Annotated in this window: 17 protein-coding genes and 1 pseudogene; 10 read left to right on the forward strand and 8 right to left on the reverse strand. The window is 71.7% G+C overall.

The features are described 5' to 3' along the window. Positions 1-41: 41 nt before the first annotated feature. The gene (locus RM788_RS06055; RefSeq protein WP_315930507.1) at positions 42-2,213 is read right to left on the reverse strand and encodes an MMPL family transporter; all 2,172 of its coding nucleotides are present in this window, start codon (positions 2,211-2,213) and stop codon (positions 42-44) included. 358 nt (positions 2,214-2,571) lie between these two features. Here RM788_RS06055 and RM788_RS06060 point away from each other — a divergent pair, with 358 nt between their 5' ends. The 7 genes from RM788_RS06060 (at position 2,572) to RM788_RS06090 (ending at position 7,490) form a co-directional block, all read left to right on the forward strand. Next, positions 2,572-3,858 carry a sensor histidine kinase gene (locus RM788_RS06060; protein ID WP_315930508.1) on the forward strand — a complete coding sequence of 429 codons (1,287 nt, stop codon included), beginning with the start codon at positions 2,572-2,574 and terminating at the stop codon, positions 3,856-3,858. Then, entirely contained in the window at positions 3,855-4,508 is a 654-nt protein-coding gene (locus RM788_RS06065) for a response regulator (protein ID WP_315930509.1), read from the forward strand. Before RM788_RS06060 ends, RM788_RS06065 begins: the two co-directional genes overlap by 4 nt. Positions 4,509-4,869: 361 nt before the next feature. Continuing rightward, positions 4,870-5,718, forward strand: a complete 849-nt coding sequence (locus tag RM788_RS06070; protein ID WP_315930510.1) for a YbaB/EbfC family nucleoid-associated protein — start codon at positions 4,870-4,872, stop codon at positions 5,716-5,718. A gap of 24 nt (positions 5,719-5,742) precedes the next feature. After that, a complete protein-coding gene (locus RM788_RS06075) occupies positions 5,743-6,057 on the forward strand; it encodes a WXG100 family type VII secretion target (RefSeq protein WP_315930511.1) in 315 nt (104 codons plus the stop codon). Then, a complete protein-coding gene (locus RM788_RS06080) occupies positions 6,054-6,554 on the forward strand; it encodes a WXG100-like domain-containing protein (RefSeq protein WP_315930512.1) in 501 nt (166 codons plus the stop codon). Before RM788_RS06075 ends, RM788_RS06080 begins: the two co-directional genes overlap by 4 nt. After that, positions 6,547-7,047 (forward strand): hypothetical protein, encoded by a 501-nt coding sequence (locus tag RM788_RS06085; protein WP_315930513.1) that lies wholly within the window; start codon positions 6,547-6,549, stop codon positions 7,045-7,047. The genes RM788_RS06080 and RM788_RS06085 overlap by 8 nt, the downstream gene beginning before the upstream one ends. Before the next feature lie 5 nt (positions 7,048-7,052). Beyond that, positions 7,053-7,490 (forward strand): DUF6392 family protein, encoded by a 438-nt coding sequence (locus tag RM788_RS06090; protein WP_315930514.1) that lies wholly within the window; start codon positions 7,053-7,055, stop codon positions 7,488-7,490. Between the two features lie 248 nt (positions 7,491-7,738). On the opposite strand, the gene RM788_RS06095 is transcribed toward RM788_RS06090, so the two are convergent. The 4 genes from RM788_RS06095 to RM788_RS06110 form a co-directional block, all read right to left on the reverse strand. After that, a complete protein-coding gene (locus RM788_RS06095; RefSeq protein ID WP_315930515.1) occupies positions 7,739-8,566 on the reverse strand; it encodes a nitrilase-related carbon-nitrogen hydrolase in 828 nt (275 codons plus the stop codon). A gap of 5 nt (positions 8,567-8,571) precedes the next feature. Further along, positions 8,572-9,711 (reverse strand): cupin domain-containing protein, encoded by a 1,140-nt coding sequence (locus RM788_RS06100; RefSeq protein WP_315930516.1) that lies wholly within the window; start codon positions 9,709-9,711, stop codon positions 8,572-8,574. A gap of 21 nt (positions 9,712-9,732) precedes the next feature. After that, on the reverse strand, positions 9,733-10,731 hold the full coding sequence (locus tag RM788_RS06105) for a nuclear transport factor 2 family protein (RefSeq protein WP_315930517.1): 999 nt from the start codon (positions 10,729-10,731) through the stop codon (positions 9,733-9,735). Between the two features lie 116 nt (positions 10,732-10,847). Next, positions 10,848-11,843, reverse strand: a complete 996-nt coding sequence (locus RM788_RS06110) for a LacI family DNA-binding transcriptional regulator (RefSeq protein ID WP_315930518.1) — start codon at positions 11,841-11,843, stop codon at positions 10,848-10,850. A gap of 124 nt (positions 11,844-11,967) precedes the next feature. Here RM788_RS06110 and hisD point away from each other — a divergent pair, with 124 nt between their 5' ends. The 3 genes from hisD to RM788_RS06125 are packed head-to-tail and all read left to right on the forward strand — an operon-like array spanning position 11,968 to position 14,785. Beyond that, positions 11,968-13,278, forward strand: coding sequence for a histidinol dehydrogenase (hisD, locus tag RM788_RS06115; protein ID WP_315930519.1), 1,311 nt, complete (start codon positions 11,968-11,970; stop codon positions 13,276-13,278). Continuing rightward, complete coding sequence (locus RM788_RS06120) at positions 13,275-14,024, forward strand: SDR family NAD(P)-dependent oxidoreductase (protein WP_315930520.1); 750 nt, start codon at positions 13,275-13,277, stop codon at positions 14,022-14,024. Before hisD ends, RM788_RS06120 begins: the two co-directional genes overlap by 4 nt. Further along, the gene (locus RM788_RS06125; RefSeq protein ID WP_315930521.1) at positions 14,024-14,785 is read left to right on the forward strand and encodes an HpcH/HpaI aldolase family protein; all 762 of its coding nucleotides are present in this window, start codon (positions 14,024-14,026) and stop codon (positions 14,783-14,785) included. Before RM788_RS06120 ends, RM788_RS06125 begins: the two co-directional genes overlap by 1 nt. Here the strand turns inward: RM788_RS06125 and RM788_RS06130 are convergent. The 3 genes and pseudogenes from RM788_RS06130 to RM788_RS06140 form a co-directional block, all read right to left on the reverse strand. Then, positions 14,772-15,461 (reverse strand): annotated as a pseudogene (locus tag RM788_RS06130) (alpha/beta fold hydrolase); the annotation flags it as partial. The gene RM788_RS06125 and the pseudogene RM788_RS06130 sit on opposite strands and share 14 nt — an antisense overlap. Beyond that, positions 15,440-16,333 (reverse strand): carbohydrate ABC transporter permease, encoded by an 894-nt coding sequence (locus tag RM788_RS06135; protein WP_315930522.1) that lies wholly within the window; start codon positions 16,331-16,333, stop codon positions 15,440-15,442. The pseudogene RM788_RS06130 and the gene RM788_RS06135, both read right to left, overlap by 22 nt. Beyond that, entirely contained in the window at positions 16,330-17,199 is an 870-nt protein-coding gene (locus RM788_RS06140; protein ID WP_315930523.1) for a carbohydrate ABC transporter permease, read from the reverse strand. The genes RM788_RS06135 and RM788_RS06140 overlap by 4 nt, the downstream gene beginning before the upstream one ends. Positions 17,200-17,206 lie beyond the last annotated feature (7 nt).

The raw sequence follows: 17,206 nt of genomic DNA on the forward strand, positions 1-17,206 counted from the left end.
CCGATCCCGGCGGGCGGGATGGTCGATCCCGCCCGCCGGGTTCAGTGGACGCCGACCGCGGAGTGCTTCCCGCGTTCGGGTTCCGACGGCTGGACACCGGCGCCCTCGACGTCGACCTGCGGCAGCCACCGCAGCCGGCGCGGGAGCCACCAGGCGCGTTCGCCGAGCAGGGCCATGGCCGCCGGGACGAGCACCATCCGGACCACGAAGGCGTCGACGAGGATGCCGGCGGCCAGGGCGAAGGCGATCGACATCATGGTCGCGTCCGCTCCGGGGAAGAACCCGGCGAAGACGGCGAACATGATGGCCGCGGCCGCGACGACGACGGGGGCCGCCTGTCGGAAGCCGGTGCGGATGGCCGTGGTGTTGGGTTCGCCCGCGCCGTGGGCCTCGTGCATCCGGGAGACCAGGAAGACCTGGTAGTCCATGGCCAGGCCGAACAGGATGCCGACGACGAGGATCGGGGTGAGGCTGATCAGCGGGCCGGGGTTGTCGACGCCGAACAGGTCGCTGAGCCAGCCCCACTGGAAGATCGCCACGGAGGAGCCGAGCGCGGCGCCGATGGTGAGCAGGAAGCCCAGCACGCCCACCAGCGGCACGAGCAGGGAGCGGAAGACCAGGACCAGCAGCACGAACGCCAGGCCGACGACGAGCGCCAGGTAGCCGGGAAGGGCCGCGTTGACGGTGGTGGCCACGTCGACGCTGACGGCGGTCTGCCCGGTGACGTAGGCGCGGGGGCCGTCGCCGCGCAACCGGTCGCGCATGTCGCCGACCAGCCGTTCCGTGGCCGCGCTGGCCGGACCGGACCCTGGGATGACGGTGAGCAGGGCGGCGGTGCCGTCGGCGTTGGGCACCGGGTCGGTGACCGCCGTGACGTCGGGCAGGGCGGCGAGGGTGGCCTTGGCGTCGGTGGCCGCCCGCGGGGCGCCCGCGCCGTCGAAGAACACGGTGAGGGGGCCGGTGAAGCCGGCCCCGAAGGCGTCGGTGAGCAGCAGTTCGGCGCGGCCCTGGGTGGTGGTTTCGGTGGGTGTGACGGCGAGCGTGGTCTGCAAGGAGAACAGCGGGATGCTCAGCACGCCGAGCACCGCGGTGCTCAGCACCAGCGCGACCACCCGTCGGCGGGTGACCCCGGCGATCCAGCCGCGGAAGAAGCCCCGGTCCCGGTGTGCGGGGGCCGGTCGGCCGGTCGGCGCGTCGCGCTCCTTGCGGGGAAGCGCCCGGCGACCCAGGAGTGCCAGCACCGCGGGGACGAGCGTGGTGGCGATGAGCACGGCGATGACGATGGTGAAGGCCCCGGCGACACCCATCTGGGTGAGGAAGGGGATGCCGGTGACGAACAGGCCGACCAGGGCGATGACGACGGTGAGTCCGGCGGTGACCACGGCGGCGCCCGCGGTGGCCACGGAGGTGGCGACGGCGGTGCCGACGTCGTGGCCGCGGCGCAGTTCGTGGCGGAAGCGGCTGACGATGAACAGGGCGTAGTCGATGCCGACCGCCAGGCCCAGCATCGTGGCCAGCAGCGGGGTGGAGGAGGTCAGGTCGACGAAACCGGTGGCGATCCGGATGCCGCAGACGCCGACCCCGACGCCGACCAGCGCGGTCAGCAGGTTCATCCCGGCGACCGCCAGCGCGCCGTAGGTGACGGCCAGCACGACGAGGGCCGCGAGCACGCCGATGAGCTCGGTGGAGTGCGCCCCTCCTTCGCCCACCTGGACGGCGTCCCCGGAGGCCTCGACGGTGAGGCCGCCGGTGCGGGCGTCGGCGAGCGCGTCGGTGAGGGCGTCGTGCTGGGCCGTGGTGAGGTCGAAGGCGCCGGCCTTGTAGGTGAGGGTGCTGTAGGCGGTGGTCAGGTCCGGTGACAGGGCGGTGGGCGCGGGCTGGAGCGGGTCGGTCGCCGAGGCGACCCCGTCCAGGCCGGCCAGCCTGGTGACGAGGTCGCCGACGGCGGTGGTGTTGGCCTGGGTGGTCAGCGTCTGCCCCTGCGGGGCCTTGACGACGATCCGCGCGGACGCGGTGTCGCCGCCGCTCCCGCCGAATTCGCGCTTGATGAGGTCCATCGCCTCGACCGACTCCTGGCCGGGCAGCGAGAAGGTGTCGACCGTGTTGCCCGGCAGTCGACCGGCGCCGACACCCGCGCCGATGAGCACCACCAGCCAGGTGAGGATGAACAGGGCGGGGCGCCGGTAGGCCGCGGCGCCGACGCGGAAGAGCACGCGTGTCACGGTGATCAGCCCTTCGCGCGGTCGGGACGGGATGGGTGGGAGGCGGGGTGGCGGCGGCGGTCGGGGTCGGCGGGCGCCGGAACGCGGAGGCGGGACATGGTGTCCACCCTGGCTCGTATCCACTGCGGACGGCATCGCTCGCCAGGCGGCTTTCCAGGCCCCGTCGGCTAGTCCTCGCGGGCTACGTCCCCGTCGTCGTGAGCACCGCGGTGGTCGCTCGGCGACGTGGACGTGCTGGTGCGCCGTCGTCGACTTCCGACATCGCGTAGTCCTCAAGAACTAGTGGCGGGCTCCGGGGATCGGTCCGGTGGCCGATGCGATCCGAACGCGCGGAGGGCATCCTGGGGTGGTGTCGTCCAGTGTGGAACCACCAGTCCGGCGGGAGATCGCGCGGACACCCGGCGCCGACCGGGTGTCCCGGTGGCTTCCGCACGAGCAGGTCGGCGCGACGACCCCGGTGAGGGGCGCCATCCGGGACGTCTGGCCGGTGCTGGCCGTGGCGTTGCTGGGGCTGGTGACGTTGCGCGACACCGGGATCACCGCCCCGCTCTGGCTGGTCGTGCTGGTGGTGGTCGTCCCTCTGCTGCCCGCCCTCGGTCGGCACCGCCGTCCGGTGCCTGCTTTCCTCGGCACCGCCGCGTGCGCGGTCGCCGCTTTCGCGGCCCTCGGGCTCAGCGGCAACGAACTCACGGTGCCGGTCCTGGCGCTCACCGTGTGCCTGGTGACCGTCGTGGACCGGGAACCCGATCGGGTCGCCGTCCCGGCGGCCACGCTGTGCGCGCTGTTCGGCGCCGCCACCCTGCTGACGCCCGCGCCGTCGGTTCCGGGAGCAAGCAAGCCGGTGTACGCCCTGGTGGCGCTCACCGGGGCCGCGGTGCTGCTGGGGCGCAACCGCCGGGCTCGGCGTGTCGTGCTGGCGGGGTTGCGGGAGCGCGCGGAGACGGCGGAGCGCACCAGGGACGCCCTCGCACTGGCCGCCGTGGCCGAGGAGCGGCGGTACATCGCCCGCGAGGTGCACGACATCGTCTCCCACAACATCGCCGTGATGACCAACCTGGCCGACGGGGCCGCGGTCGCGTTGCGCCGCAACGCCAAACCGCTCGCCGCGCTCACCGCCGTCGAAGCCATCGCGGGTACCGGGAGGGAGGCGATGGAGGAGATGCACGCCCTGCTCGGGGTGTTGCGCGACCCCGGTGAGCGCGACGAACCGACCCGGCCGCCCGCACCGGGGATCGAGCAGCTGCCCGCCTTGGTGGAGCAGGTCCGGGCCGCCGGTCTGGACGTCGCGCTGGTCGGTCTCGGGGAGTCCCGCCCCGTCGGCGGCGGCACCTCGTTGACGGCGTACCGCCTGGTCCAGGAAGCGCTGAGCAACAGCCTGCGCCACGCCCGCGAGGTCCGACGCGCCGTGGTGACGCTGCGCTGGTCCACCGATCAGCTCGTCCTCGAGGTCGTCGACGACGGGGCGTCCCCCGGTGCGCCACCGGTCGGCACCGGGGGCGGACACGGCCTCATCGGGATGCGCGAACGGGTGCTCGCCCACGGCGGGACGATCACCGCCGGTCCCGGTTCCACGTCCGGGTGGCGGGTCACCGCGCACCTTCCGCTGGCCACACCTCGCGTGGGGAGTCCGGCATGACCACGGTGGTGCTCGTCGACGACGAACCGCTCGTCCGGCTGGGCCTGGGCATGGTCCTGGACGGCAGCGACGACATCGAAGTGGTCGGCCAGGCGGGCAACGGCGAGGAGGCCGTCGACCTCGTCGGGCGGCTGCGGCCCGACGTCGTGGTCATGGACATGCGGATGCCGGGCACCGACGGCGTGCAGGCGACGCGGCAGATCGTGGCGTCCGGGCTGCCCAGCCGGGTCCTGGCCCTGACCACGTTCGACCTGGACGAGTACGCGTTCGCCGCCCTGCAGGCGGACGCCAGCGGTTTCCTGCTCAAGACCTCCGATCCCCGGCTCCTGGTCGACGCGATCCGCACCATCGCCCGCGGTGACGCGGTGGTCGCGCCGAGGGTGACCCGGCGGTTGCTGGAGACCTTCGCCGAACAACTGCCGACCGGTGGCACCCCCACCACCGACCCGAAGGTGGCCCGGCTGACCGACCGCGAACGGGAAGTCCTGGTCGAGTTGGCGGCGGGCAAGTCCAACGCCGAGATCGCCCGCGACCTCTTCGTCTCCGAGTACACCGTCAAGGCGCACGTCGCACGGGTGCTGGGCAAGCTCGAACTGCGCGACCGCACCCAGGCCGCCGTCTTCGCGTTCCGGCAGGGCCTCGCGCGCTGATCCGGACGTCGACGGGAAGGCGCCGTGGTGAACGGTGCAGTGCGGCGTCGCATCAGTTCCACCCGGACGTTGGCGGCGGCGGTCACCTGGGGACGAAAGGCGCGAGATCGAATTCGGACTCCGGGTGAACGAATTCCCTGCGGCGGCTCATCGCGATGGCCTTGGCGGTCCTGCCTGGGAGATCGACCCCTGGGCGCAGCCGGACAGCCTCCCACAGTCGGACAGAGCCACGCGGGCCGTCCGGCCATTCCTAGCCACATTGCCAGGATGAACCCCTATTCCGGCGTGTATCGGGACTTGCGCGGTGGACACTGGTGCAGAGTGTCGCTAGCGTCGCACTTTCTGTGATGATCATGGCACGGTGTTAAGGGGCAGGGTGGAGCAGGACGAGGACTTCGAGCGCCGACTCGTCGAGCAGCGGGAGTGGCTGGCCTACGTCAGAGCGGGTGGTACCGAACCGCCTCCGGCGCAGCCCGAGTTGGAGGACTCGATCGGCACGGCCGGGGACGGCGCGGTGCGCGTCGCGATGCGGGACCGCCGGATCACCTCGGTCGTGATCGGCACCGGTGTGAGCGGGCAGCCTCCCGGCGCCGTCTCGGAGTTGCTGGCGGAAGCCGTCAACGCCGCGCTGGCGCAGGCGCTGATCGACGCGCCCGCCGCGGGCGACCCCGGCCCCGACCTCAATGCGCTGAGCCAGCAGTTGGGCGAGTTCGCCAGCCAGGGTGAGCAGGCCATGCGCGGGATCCAGGCCGCGCTGGAGGCGTCGATGGCGAAGCTGGCGGCCAAGACCGGCATTCGCGGCGACGCGTCGCCGCAGTACGTCGACTACCTGTTCCAGGACGCGATGGACGTGGTGAACTCCGCGCGGATCTCGCTGTCGGCGGACCCGGTGCCGGTGAGCACCGGCGAAGGTCGCGACGAGACCGAAGAGGTCTTCGCCACCGTCACCAACGGCCGGCTGACCGCGATCGAGGTCACCCCCTTCGCCGTGCAGCTCTCCCCCGCCGAACTGGGGCAGGCCGTGCTCGAAGCGGTCAACGAAGCGCTCGACGAGTGGGAGCAGGAAGCCGCCGCCGCTCCGCGCGCGGCGCTGGACGTCGAGGCACTGCGCAAGATCAGCGACCGCGCCGAGAAGGTCGGTGAGCAGGGCATGCAGCACCTGCGCGCCTACACGACCAGCATGACCTCGATCATGCGCAACATCGACTAGGGGGGTAGCACGATGGCCAGTGGGATGAGCATCAACACCCAAGCGATCAGCGGTTCCGCCGATCAGCTGCTGGGAATGGGTGATTCGCTGGGGCAGGAGGTCGAATCGTTCCGGAGCCAGGCCGAGGCGGTGACCGGCGCGTTCGGTGGCGACACCCTCGGTTCGGCGTTGGGCATGATCTACCAGATCGTGTCGGAGGCCGCGTTCGAGTCGTTCGCCGACAACGCCGAAGGTCTGGGCGAGATCGGCCAGAACCTCCAGAACATGGCCGCCGACTACACGACCGTCGACAACGACAACAGCGACATGTTCCGGGACATCCAGGGAGGCCTGTCATGAGCAGTGGCATGATGCTGCCGCCCGAGCTGTCCGGGCTGCTCAACGCGCTCGGCTTCAACTGGCCCGAGAGCGACGAGGGCAAGCTCTTCGAACTCGGCGGCATGTGGACCGGCTTCTCCGAACGCCTCGGCCCGGCCGCCGCCCAAGCCGACGCGCAGGCCATGCAGGTGCTGAGCGCGAACAGCGGCGAGGCCATCGAGAAGTTCAAGGCGTTCTGGACCGATGGCGAGGCGCCGAAGCAGAACCTCGACGACGGGGCCACCGCCTCCTCACTGGTCGGCGCCGGCCTCTACATCTGCGCGGGCGTCGTCATCGCCCTCAAGGTCGTGTGCGTCGTGCAACTGGTCATGCTCGCCGTCCAGATCGCCCAGGCCATCGCCACCGCGATACCGACGTTCGGCCTCTCGCTGCTGGAGATCCCCATCTTCAAGGAAATCGTCTCCCTCCTGATCGACCAGGCGATCAACCTCGCCGTCAGCCAGGTGCTCAGTGCCTAAGGTCAAGAAGCCGCCGAGGATCAAGACCACTTCCGGTGCCGGCATCTTCACCCCCATCGGCAAGAGCCTGCGCAAGAGCAAACGCCCGGCCGGATCCGACGTCAAGGTGCTCGAAGTCGGCCGGTACGGTGACCTCAAGAGGCGTGAAAAGGTCGGCGACAACCTCGAACACGACCACATCCCGTCCTCGGCAGCACTGAAGAAAGCCGAAGAGAAGAGGCTCGGCCGCAAGCTCACCTCGAAGGAGCTGGCGGAGATCCACCGCCAGGGCGCCGCGATCGAGATCCCGAACAAGGTCCACGCCAAAAGCGATACGTACCGGGGGAAGAACACCAAGAGTCAGATCGACTCCGACGCGGCCGACCTCAGCGCGGCGGCGAAGCGGGACTACGAGACCACTCGCAAGAACCTCATCGCCGATGGTCACTCGCCCGCGGACGTGGACGCCGCCCTCGACAAGATGAAGGCACTGAACAAGGCAAAGGGCATATGATCACAGTGAGCGGCGAAGTGGCCGTGTTCTTGGACGCTCTGGGAAGCCGCAAGGACAACAGCAAGATCCTCGACGCGATCGTGCTGGTGGGCCCCCGCATGGAAACCGCGGAGTTCGACACCGAGGGCGAACGTTCCGTGTACTACCTCTTCAAGCCGGCCGGAACGGAACTGCTCTTCGAGGACGACGTCCTCGTGTCGGTGATGGTGCGCACGCAGCCCGATGCCGACGACGACGAGTTCGACGTCTACCCGCGCCCCGCGGCACTGGTGGACGGGCTGTCCGCCACGGCCGACCGCGCCGCGGTCACGGCTTTCCTGGGCACCCCGGAGCGGGCAGGCGAGGGTTTCGACCGGTACCGGGTCAACGGGCGCTACCTGCACTTCGAGTTCGACCCGCGCGGTCACGTCGCCAAGATCTCCGCTCTGCTCGAAGCGATCTGACGAAGCCGCGAACCCGGCGAGGTTCGGCGTCGAAGTCCGGGTCCGCCGCGGCGGATCCGGTACGACGGTGCTCCTGTTGCCCGGCCGCGGCGACGGGCACAACGTTGTGCCTGCGAAACCCCTGTCCGGATAGGTCCCATGTGGCGCGCGATGCCGTTCGCGTGGGCGATCCGAGAACGGGAAGTCGTTGGACAGCCGCACACCACGGCCCTGAGTTCGACACGCGCCCCGGCCTTGCGAAGCCCGAGTCAGGTCGACGGGTGGTAGAGCTCGGGCCTGCGGTCGTGGAGTGCGTTGTTGTGCGGGCCCAACGCTTTGTCCCGTGCCGAGGCGGGGTCGAGTTCGGCGGTCAGGACGACGGGCGCGGCGGGCGTGTCCGCTGCCGTGGCGGGGCCCGCCAGGAGGTAGCCGGTGTCCGCGCAGATCAGGCTGCCGCCGATCCACTGGACGCCGCGTTCCTCGCCGCAGCGGTCGGCGACGACGACGTGCACCCGGTTCGTGGCCGCCGCCGCCTGCGCCTTGACGACCTCGATCGCCCGTTCGCCCGCGGGCCGGGGCAGGAGGGGCCAGTTGGCGGGGACGGCGAGGACGTCGGCTCCGGACAGCGCGGCCAGTCGGGTCCACTCCGGGAACTCCAGGTCGTAGCAGATCATGACCGCCACCCGGCCGACGGCGGTGTCGACGACGGTCGGCGGCCGGTCGCCCGCGCGGAAGAACTCCGGCTCACGGCCCCACAGGTGCGCCTTGCGGTAGCGCAGCCGCACGCCGCCGTCCTCGACGAGGACGGCGGCGTTGTAGACCTCGCCGCCGGCGCCCGACTCCGCGAAGCCGCACACCAGCACGACGCCCAGTTCCCGCGACAGCGCGCGGAGGAGCGCGACGGTCGGTCCGTCCAAGTCCTGCGCGGCGGCCCGCGCCTCGTCGGCGGTGCGGAAGGCGTAGCCGCAGACCGCCAGCTCCGGCAGCACCACCAGACCGGCACCCCGCGCCGCGGCCTCGCGCACCGCGGCGTCGAGGTGGCCGTGGTCGTTCGAACCCGGCACCGCGGGGATCTGGCAGGCCGCCACGACCACCACGGGGCTCAGTCGTCCTCGGTCGCCGTGCCGAGCACCGCGGCGGGCGCGACGTAGCCGTTCGGGTCGATCACCCGGCCCGCTCCACGGGCCGCGGCCACGACCTCCGGCGCCCACTCCAGCGCCACGCGGCCGTCCCCCGCCGTGACGACGAGCAGCTCCCCCTCGCCTTCCAGCAGCGTGACCGACCGCCACGCGCCCGCGGGCACCGACAGCGAGTCGAGCCTGCCGAGCTCCACGACCTGCTCCTCGGCCCCGGAGTTGAGCCGGACCGCCCAGCGGCCCTCCTTCGCGGTCAGCACCTGGGTCTCGTCGTGGCGGTGCCGCAGCACGCCCTCGCCGGGCGTCGCGCGCAGCCACGCCACCGAGAACCCGTGCGGCTCGTGCAGCCGCGGCACGGCCCGGCGGTTCTCGCTCAGCCCGTACCCGATGACGAGGCTCAGCTCGGCGCCACCGCCGGGGAGGCGGGAGCACAGGAACGGTTCGCGCGTCCAGGTCCGGTCGGCGGTGTGCGTGACGCGGGTGCGGAACTGCTCGACCGAGAACACGTCCAGCTCGTCGATCTCCTCCTGGCTGATCGGCGTGATGAGCGCGACGCCCTCCGGCAGCTCGTCGCCCCGCACGGTGTCGATCAACCGGTTGTCCGCGGTCAGGCGCAGCCCGTGCCCGGCGGCCTCGCGGAGGACCGAGGGGCCCCAGATGATGCCGCCGGTGTCGTCGCGACCGAGCACCGTCAGCAGGATCCCCTCGTCGTCACCGACGTTGGTGAACCCGCGGAAGATCCACGTGGGCACCGAGATGACGTCGCCGTCGACCGACCGGTACTCGCCCTGCCCGCCGTCGGCGCCCCAGCGCAGCTGGTAGTCGCCGCCGAAGTTGATGAACACCTCGGCGGTGAAGTGCAGGTGCAGGCTGTTCGTGACGCCGTTGGGCATGCCCGCCGCGCCGAGGTTGAACCCGTGCGGCTCGCGCAGGTTCACGAACTGGTCGGCGCTCTGCGAGACGCCGGGGCCGATGAACGAGTAGTTGTCCTTGAGGTCCGAGCCAGGGGTGCGGCAGTCGATGAACGCCGCCTTGCAGGGAACCCAGTCGGACTTCCGAACGGTGCGCCGGGCGACCTCGTCGGGCGGGACCACGCTGTTCTGCATGGGATCTGTCCTCACGTGTGCTCAGTAGATGTTGGGCTCGGTGGGCACGCCGTCGCCGCGGGTGCCGTTGATCTGGGCGCGCAGCGCGATCTCGTCGAACACGCGCACCTCGCGCACGATCCGACCGCCCTGCACGAGGAACTGCGAGACGCCGAGCAGGGTGATCGGGGCGCCGGTGGCCGCTCCGAAGGCGGGCGTGCCGTGGTAGGTGCCGCGCATCGTCCACGTCACCGCGACGCGCAGGCCCGCGTACCGCTCGGAGTGGTTGGTCTGGACGTCGCGGACCTCGAAGCGCGCGTTGGGGAACGGGGCCACGAGCGAGAGGAGGTCGCGCTGGTAGCCGTCGGCGCGGACGATGGTCTGGTCGCCGATGGTGTGCAGGAACAGGTCCCGCACGGCGAACTCCGGGAGCTTGTGCAGCCGCCGCTGGTTCCACACCTCCTCGACGAACTCCAGCACCATCTCGCACTCGGGGCGGAAGTCGTCAGGGCGGGGACCGCTGTCGCCCACCGCGAGCACGTCGGCGGGGGCGGGTTCGAGCATCGAGCCCTGGTACTTGCGGAACGCCAGGCCGCGGGCGACCTCGTCGGGGTCCTGGCCGCGCTGGAGGCAGGAGGCGAGTTCGTCGCGCACCACCCACTCCTCGACCATCCGGCCCCTGCGGTAGAGGCAGTTGGCGATCGTGCGCGTGCGGACGCGGACCTGCTTGCCGTCGACCAGGTACGGGTCGCTGGAGAACACCAGGTGCGAGCTGAGGAACGCGTCGTCGCCGCGCGCCTCCCACACCACGTCCTCGGCCTGGCCGATGTGCTGGGGCGAACCCGCGATCCGCATCAGGCTGCCCTCGATGACGCCGTCGCGTCCCACGACGGTGCCGAGTCCACCGTGGACGATCGAGTCGGGCTCGTAGTTGTCGACGATGTACGAGACGTCGCGCCGCACCCAGATCCGGTCGGTGACCTCCCGGATGAAGTCGTCCGGGTCCTCGTACGGGCGGTAGGCGACGGGGTCGAGCGGCATGGACTGGTCCTCCCCTTGCGCGGAGCGGGCCATCGGGGCGCCCGCGTGTGGACGCTTTCGACTGTATACGTATGCATTTGATGCCACAAGTGGGCGCCGCGGAGGGCGAGCGGGGATCAGGCGCGGGGCTGTGCGGTCGTCGCCCGCGCGACGTAGCGCGACGGGTAGACGGTGTGCCGGGGCCGACCGTCCGGCTGCTCGACGCGCGCGACGATCAGCCTGGCCGCCTCGCGGGACATCTCGTCGAGGTCGTAGGCCACCGTGCTCAACCGGATCAGCGCCCAGCTGGACGTCGGCAGGTCGTCGAACCCGACGATCGACACCTCCGCGGGCACGGCCACACCCATCTCGGCGGCGGAGTTCAACGCGCCGAGCGCCACGACGTCGTTGCCGCACAGGACCAGCGTGGGCGGGTCGTCGCGGTCCAGCAGCCTGCGCGTTCCCTCGAAGCCGGTCGCGAAGTCGAACGGGCCGTGCAGGACGTCGCGGTGGGCCAGCGCCAGCCCGTGCTCGTCGAGCACCGAGCGCACGGTGTTCTCGCGCTGTTCACCGGTGCTCGTGTTGCGCGGCCCGAAGATCGCGCCGATCCGCCGGTGCCCGCTGTCGATCACCTCGCGCAGCAGCTCGCGCATGCCGGCCTCCGGGTCGACGGTGACGGAGTCGGCCTGCACGCTCTGCGCGGTGCGGTTGAAGTAGACGAACGGCACGCCGCGGTCGCGCAGCCTGGTCGGGAGCAGCGAGTCGACCGTCGTGGTCGCGAGCACCACCCCGCACAGACCGTGGCCCATGACGTGCTCGGTCACCGGGCCGCTCTCCGACGACTCGGTGATGAGGACCAGCTCGTAGCCCAGCCGTTCGAGTTCGCGGTGCATCGGGGCGATCACGTGCCCGTAGAACTGGTTCTCCAGGTCGGTCACGACGAGGCCGACCCTGGTCGACCGCCCGACGGCGAGCGCGCGGCCGATCGGGCTGGTCGAGTAGCCGAGCGCCACGGCGGCGTCGCGGACGCGCTTCTTCGTGGCCTCGGAGACCTTGGGGTCGTCGCGCAGCGCGCGTGAGACGGTCGGCTGGGAAACACCGGCGAGCCTCGCCACGTCCCGACTGGTGATCATTCCCCTGCCTCCTCTGGATCGGCGCAGCATAGCCGCCGCCCGTCGTCCCGGACATCGCCTTGACGGCGACCCGTTCGCGCCGGTTCAATGCTGGGCATACGTATGCTAACCGAATTGGAGAAGCATGGCGCACGAGCTGAAGAAGGCGATCCCGACGAGTGCGGGCGACCGGTCGGGCGCCGGCGTCGCCGAGCGCGTCGCGGCGATCATCGCCGATGTCCGGGAACGCGGCGACGCGGCGGTTCGCGACTACTCCGCCCAGTTCGACGACTGGCGACCCGACGCCTTCCGCCTCGGCGAGGACGAGGTGACCGCCCTGGTGGCCTCGCTGCCGGAACAGGTGATCGAGGACATCGCGTTCGTGCAGGAGCAGGTGCGGAACTTCGCGACGGTCCAGCGCGAGGCCCTGCGCGACGTCGAGGTGGAGACGCTGCCCGGCGTCCACCTCGGACACCGGCACATCCCGGTCGGCTCGGCGGGCGCTTACGTCCCCGGCGGCCGGTACCCGCTCACCGCGTCCGCGCACATGACGATCGTGACGGCCAAGGCGGCGGGCGTGCCGAGGGTGATCGCCTGCACCCCGCCGATCCGCGGCGAGATCCCCGCCGCGACGGTCGCGGCGATGAGCATGGCCGGCGCCGACGAGATCCACCTGCTCGGCGGCGTGCAGGCCGTGGCGGCGATGGCGGTCGGCACGGAGTCCGTCGAGGCGGTCGACCTCATCGCGGGGCCCGGCAACGCCTACGTGGCCGAGGCCAAGCGGCAGCTGTTCGGCGAGGTCGGCATCGACCTGTTCGCCGGGCCGACGGAGATCCTGGTGATCGCCGACGGCACGGCGGACGCGCTGACCGTGGCCGTGGACCTGCTGTCGCAGGCCGAGCACGGCCCCGACTCCCCCGCCGTACTGGTGACCACCTCGGCCGAACTCGGCGCCGAGGTGCTCGACCTGGTGGAACGCCTGCTGCCGGGGCTGGTGACCAACGACCTGGCCGGCCCCGCCTGGCGCGACCACGGCCGGATCATCGTCTGCGACGACGAGGACGAGATGTGGCGCGTCGGCGACTCGCTCGCCTTCGAGCACGTGCAGGTGTTCACCGCCGAGCCGCGCAAGGCGCTCGACCGGATGCGGAACTACGGCGCGCTGTTCCTCGGCGAGGGCACCTGCGTGTCCTACGGGGACAAGGTGATCGGCACCAACCACGTGCTGCCCACGATGGGCGCCGCCCGCTACACCGGCGGCCTCTGGGTCGGCAAGTACCTCAAGACCGTGACCTACCAGGAGGTGCGCGACCCCGCGAGCAGCGCCGCCCTCGGCCGGGTCTGCGGACGGGCCGCCCGCGTGGAGCTGTTCGAGGGGCACGCCCGGTCCGGCGACGTGCGGGCGTGGAAGCACGGCGGCGACAGGTTCGACTGGATCGACGCGGTGCTCCCGTGATCGGCCGCACCGCGCTGGTGACCGGGGGCGGCACCGGGTTGGGCGCGGCCATCGCGGCCCGCCTGGTGGCGGCGGGCGCGCGGGTCGTCGTCGCGGGCCGCCGCGCCGACCCGTTGCGCGCCACCGCCGAGCGGCTCGGCCCCGCCGTCCGCCCCGAGGTGTGCGACGTGGCCGACCCGGAGTCCGTGGCCGCGCTCGCGGAACGGCTGCGCGACGAGGAGGTCTCGGTGCTGGTCAACAACGCCGGGGTGGCCGGGCCAGTGGCCCCGCTGGTCGACGTCGAGCCCGACGAGTGGGACGCGGTGTTCGCCGTGAACGTGCGCGGCACGTACCTCGTGTGCCGGGCGTTCCTGCCCGGCATGGTCGCGCGCGGCGACGGGGACGTCATCAACGTCGCCTCCGTGTCGGGCAAGCGCCCGCTCGCGCGCCGCACCCCGTACTGCGCGTCGAAGATGGCCGTGCTCGGCCTGACGTCCACCCTCGCGTTCGAGGTCGGCCCGCTCGGTGTCCGGGTGAACTCCCTCTCCCCCGGCCCCGTGCACGGCGAGCGCATGGACCGCAACTTCCGGCTGGAGGCCGAACGCACCGGCACGTCCGTCGACGAGGCGCGGGCCGAGTTCGTCGGGCGGGCCGCGCTGGGCCGGATGATCACCGAGGACGAGGTGGGCGCCGCGGTCGTCGCGATGCTCGCGATGCCGGGCCTCTGCGGCTCCGACGTCGACCTGTCGGCCGGGATGGTCGCCTGATGGCCGCCTCGCCCGAGACCGGGCGCACCGGCTCCCTCAAGGCCAAGCTCCGCGCGGGCGACCGGTTGGCGGGCGCGCTGGTGCGCATGCCGTCGGAGGACGTCGTCGAGATGCTCGCGGTCGCGGGCCTGGACTTCGTGCTCGTGGACTGCGAGCACGGGCCCGCCGACGTCGGTTCGCTGCGGCACCACATCGCGTTGGCGCAGGTGCACGGGGTGCCCGTGCTGGTGCGCATCGGCGAGGGTGAGCACCACCTCGCGGCGCGGGCGCTCGACCAGGGTGCCCAGGGGATCGTCGCCCCGCACGTCGAGTCGGCGGCCGACGCCGAGGCGCTGGTGCGGGCCGTGCACTTCCCACCGCGCGGCACGCGGGGGTTCGCCACCTACCCGCGCGCGGGCCGGTTCGGCACGGTCACGGCCGCCGACCACCGCGCCGCGGCGGCGGACTCCACGCTGGTGATCGCGATGCTGGAGTCGCCGTCGGCGATCGCGAACGCGGCGGGGATCGTCTCCGTCGAGGGGGTCGACGGCTACCTGGTGGGCACCGCCGACCTGGCCGCCTCGCTCGGCCCCGACGACCCGTCCGTGGCGGAACTGCTGGCCGCGGTGCGGGCCGACCCCGGTACCGCGTCGGTGGTCCGCGTCGACCTCGCGGCGGGCGCGACCAGCGCGACCGAGGCGTTCGCGGACGGCGCGCAGGTGGTCGTCCACAACGTCGCGCACCTGCTGATGGAGACGTTCCGGACGCTCAGCCTCCGCTGAGCCACGCCGCGAGGACCCCGGCGATCCCGTCGGGGTCCTCGATCGGTGCCAGGTGCCCCCGGCCCTCCAGCACGACCAGCTTCGAACCGGGCACCAGCGCGTGGATCTCCTCATGCCGCTCGACCGGGCAGAGCCGGTCGTGCGCGGCCGCCACCACCAGCGTCGGTACCCGCACCGCGGCCAGACCGGGCCGCTCGTCGACACGGGTGGCCTGCATCGCCAGCTGCCGGTCGAGCGCCTCCTCCCCCACGTCGTCCGCCATCGCCAACGCCCGCTCGTCCAGAGCGGGCGTTCGGGCGTGCAGCAGGACGGGGAGCAGGTCGCGTTGCAGGTCGCGGGCGGTCGCCCCGGCGGCGAGGGCGGCGCGCTGGGCCGCCCACGCCCGCCGCTGCTCCGGCGCGGGGCCCCGCGCGTTCGTCGACATCAGGCACAGCCGCGTCACCCGCGACGGCGCCCGCCGCACGAGCGCCATGGCGACGATCCCGCCGAGGCTCAGCCCGGCCAGCGCGAACCGGTCGGGCAGTTCGGCCAGCAGCGCGTCCACGCAGCCGTCGACCGTCGGGTGGTCCAGGCGTCCGTGCACGGCGGGCACGTCCGGCCACAGCCGCGGCGAGCAGTTCATGCCGGGCAGCAGCACCAGGGGCCCGGTCCGGCTCAACCCTTGACCGAACCGTTGTTGAGGCCCGCGACCAGGTACCGCTGCGCGATGAACGCGAACGCGACGACCGGCAGCGTCAGCAGCATCGCCGCGGCGCCCGCCTGCTGGAGCATCGGCAGCGTCTGGCCGAGCTGCGTGGCGATGAAGACCGGCACGGTGCGGGCGGACACGTCGGTGAGGATGTTCGCGGTCAGGTACTCCTGGAACGCGAACAGGAACACGAAGATCCCCGCGGTGATGATGCCGGGCCCCATCAGCGGGATCATCACCCGGCGCAGGGTGCCGAGCCTGCTGCACCCGTCCAGCATGGCCGCCTCGTCGAGCTCCTTGGGGATCTCGGCGAAGAAGTTGCGCAGCAGCCAGATGCTGAACGGCTGGTTGATCGCCACCAGGGCGGCGGCCACGGCGAAGGTCGTGTCGTAGACGCCGAGGGCGCGGGAGAGGTCGTACATCGGCAGCACGACCGCGAAGCGCGGCAGCGCCCGGAAGATCAGCGCCAGCACGAGCAGCACGGCGCTGACCCAACTGGGGAAGCGGGACAGCGCGTACGCCGCGGGCAGCCCGATCAGCAGCGCCGCGACCGTGCTCAGGACGGCGACCACCAGGGTGTTGACCAGGTAGTCGGAGAACAGCGTCGTCTGCCAGAGGTCGACGAACGCGGTCATCGTGGGCTGGTAGGTGAAGACCGGCGGGTTCAGGAACGCCACGTCGGTCGGTTTGGTGACCGTCATCGCGGTCCACAGCACCGGGCTCACCATCGCCCAGCAGACCAGGACGAGCACGCCGCCGACCAGGTAGGTGTGGGCTGACCTGCGCGGACGGCGCTTCGTGGACGGCGGCGCACCGTCCGGTCGGGACGGTGCGAGCGCGGACTTCCGCAACGTGGTCATGCTTGCCTGGCCTCCTTGGCGATGCCGCGGATGAAGGGGTAGAGCAAGATCACGATGAGCAGGATCAGCAGCACGTTGATGGCGCTGCCGAGCCCGAGCTGCTGGCCGCCGTCCTGGAAGGCGACGTTGTAGATGTAGAGCATGATCGACTCGTTGCCGATCTGCGGCGCCTGCGGCGAGAGCGGGACGAGCTGGTCGAACGTCCGCAGCACGTCCATGATCGAGATGATCGCGACGAACCCGAGCACGCCCCGGATGCTCGGGATGATCACGCTCCAGTGCATGCGGAACGGGGAAGCCCCGTCGATCCTGGCCGCCTCGATGACCTCGACGGGCACGCCCTGGAGGCCGGCGATGATCACCAGCATCGAGAACGGGAGCATGAACCAGACCGTGTCGAGGGCGATCATCAGCCGGTTGGGCCACGGATCGATGAACCACAGCACCTCGTGACCGGTGATCGCCGACACGAAGTAGTTGACCACCCCGCCGAAGTTCGCGTCGAAGAGCCAGGAGAACATCGTCCCCCCGACGATGTTGGGCACGACGTAGGAGATCAGCAGGAAGCCGAGCACGAACGGCTTGCTCCGGCCCAGCCCGTTGACCATCACCGCCAGCAGGTAGCCGCCGACGATCAGCGCGGCGACCACGACGGCGGTCAACCCGACGGTGAACAGCACCGCCCGACCCAGTCGCGGGTCGGTCAGCGCCGCGGCGTAGTTGTCGAGCCCGACGAAGGTGCCCGCCTCGCCGTAGTTCACGCGTTGGAGGCTCCACTCCACCGTCCGGTAGAGCGGGAGGACCAGCAGCCCTCCCATCACCAGCACGCTCGGGGCGATCAGCCCCACGAACTCTCGTCTGCGCATGACGGAC

It is taken from the genome of Umezawaea sp. Da 62-37 (assembly GCF_032460545.1).
GTDB lineage: Bacteria > Actinomycetota > Actinomycetes > Mycobacteriales > Pseudonocardiaceae > Umezawaea.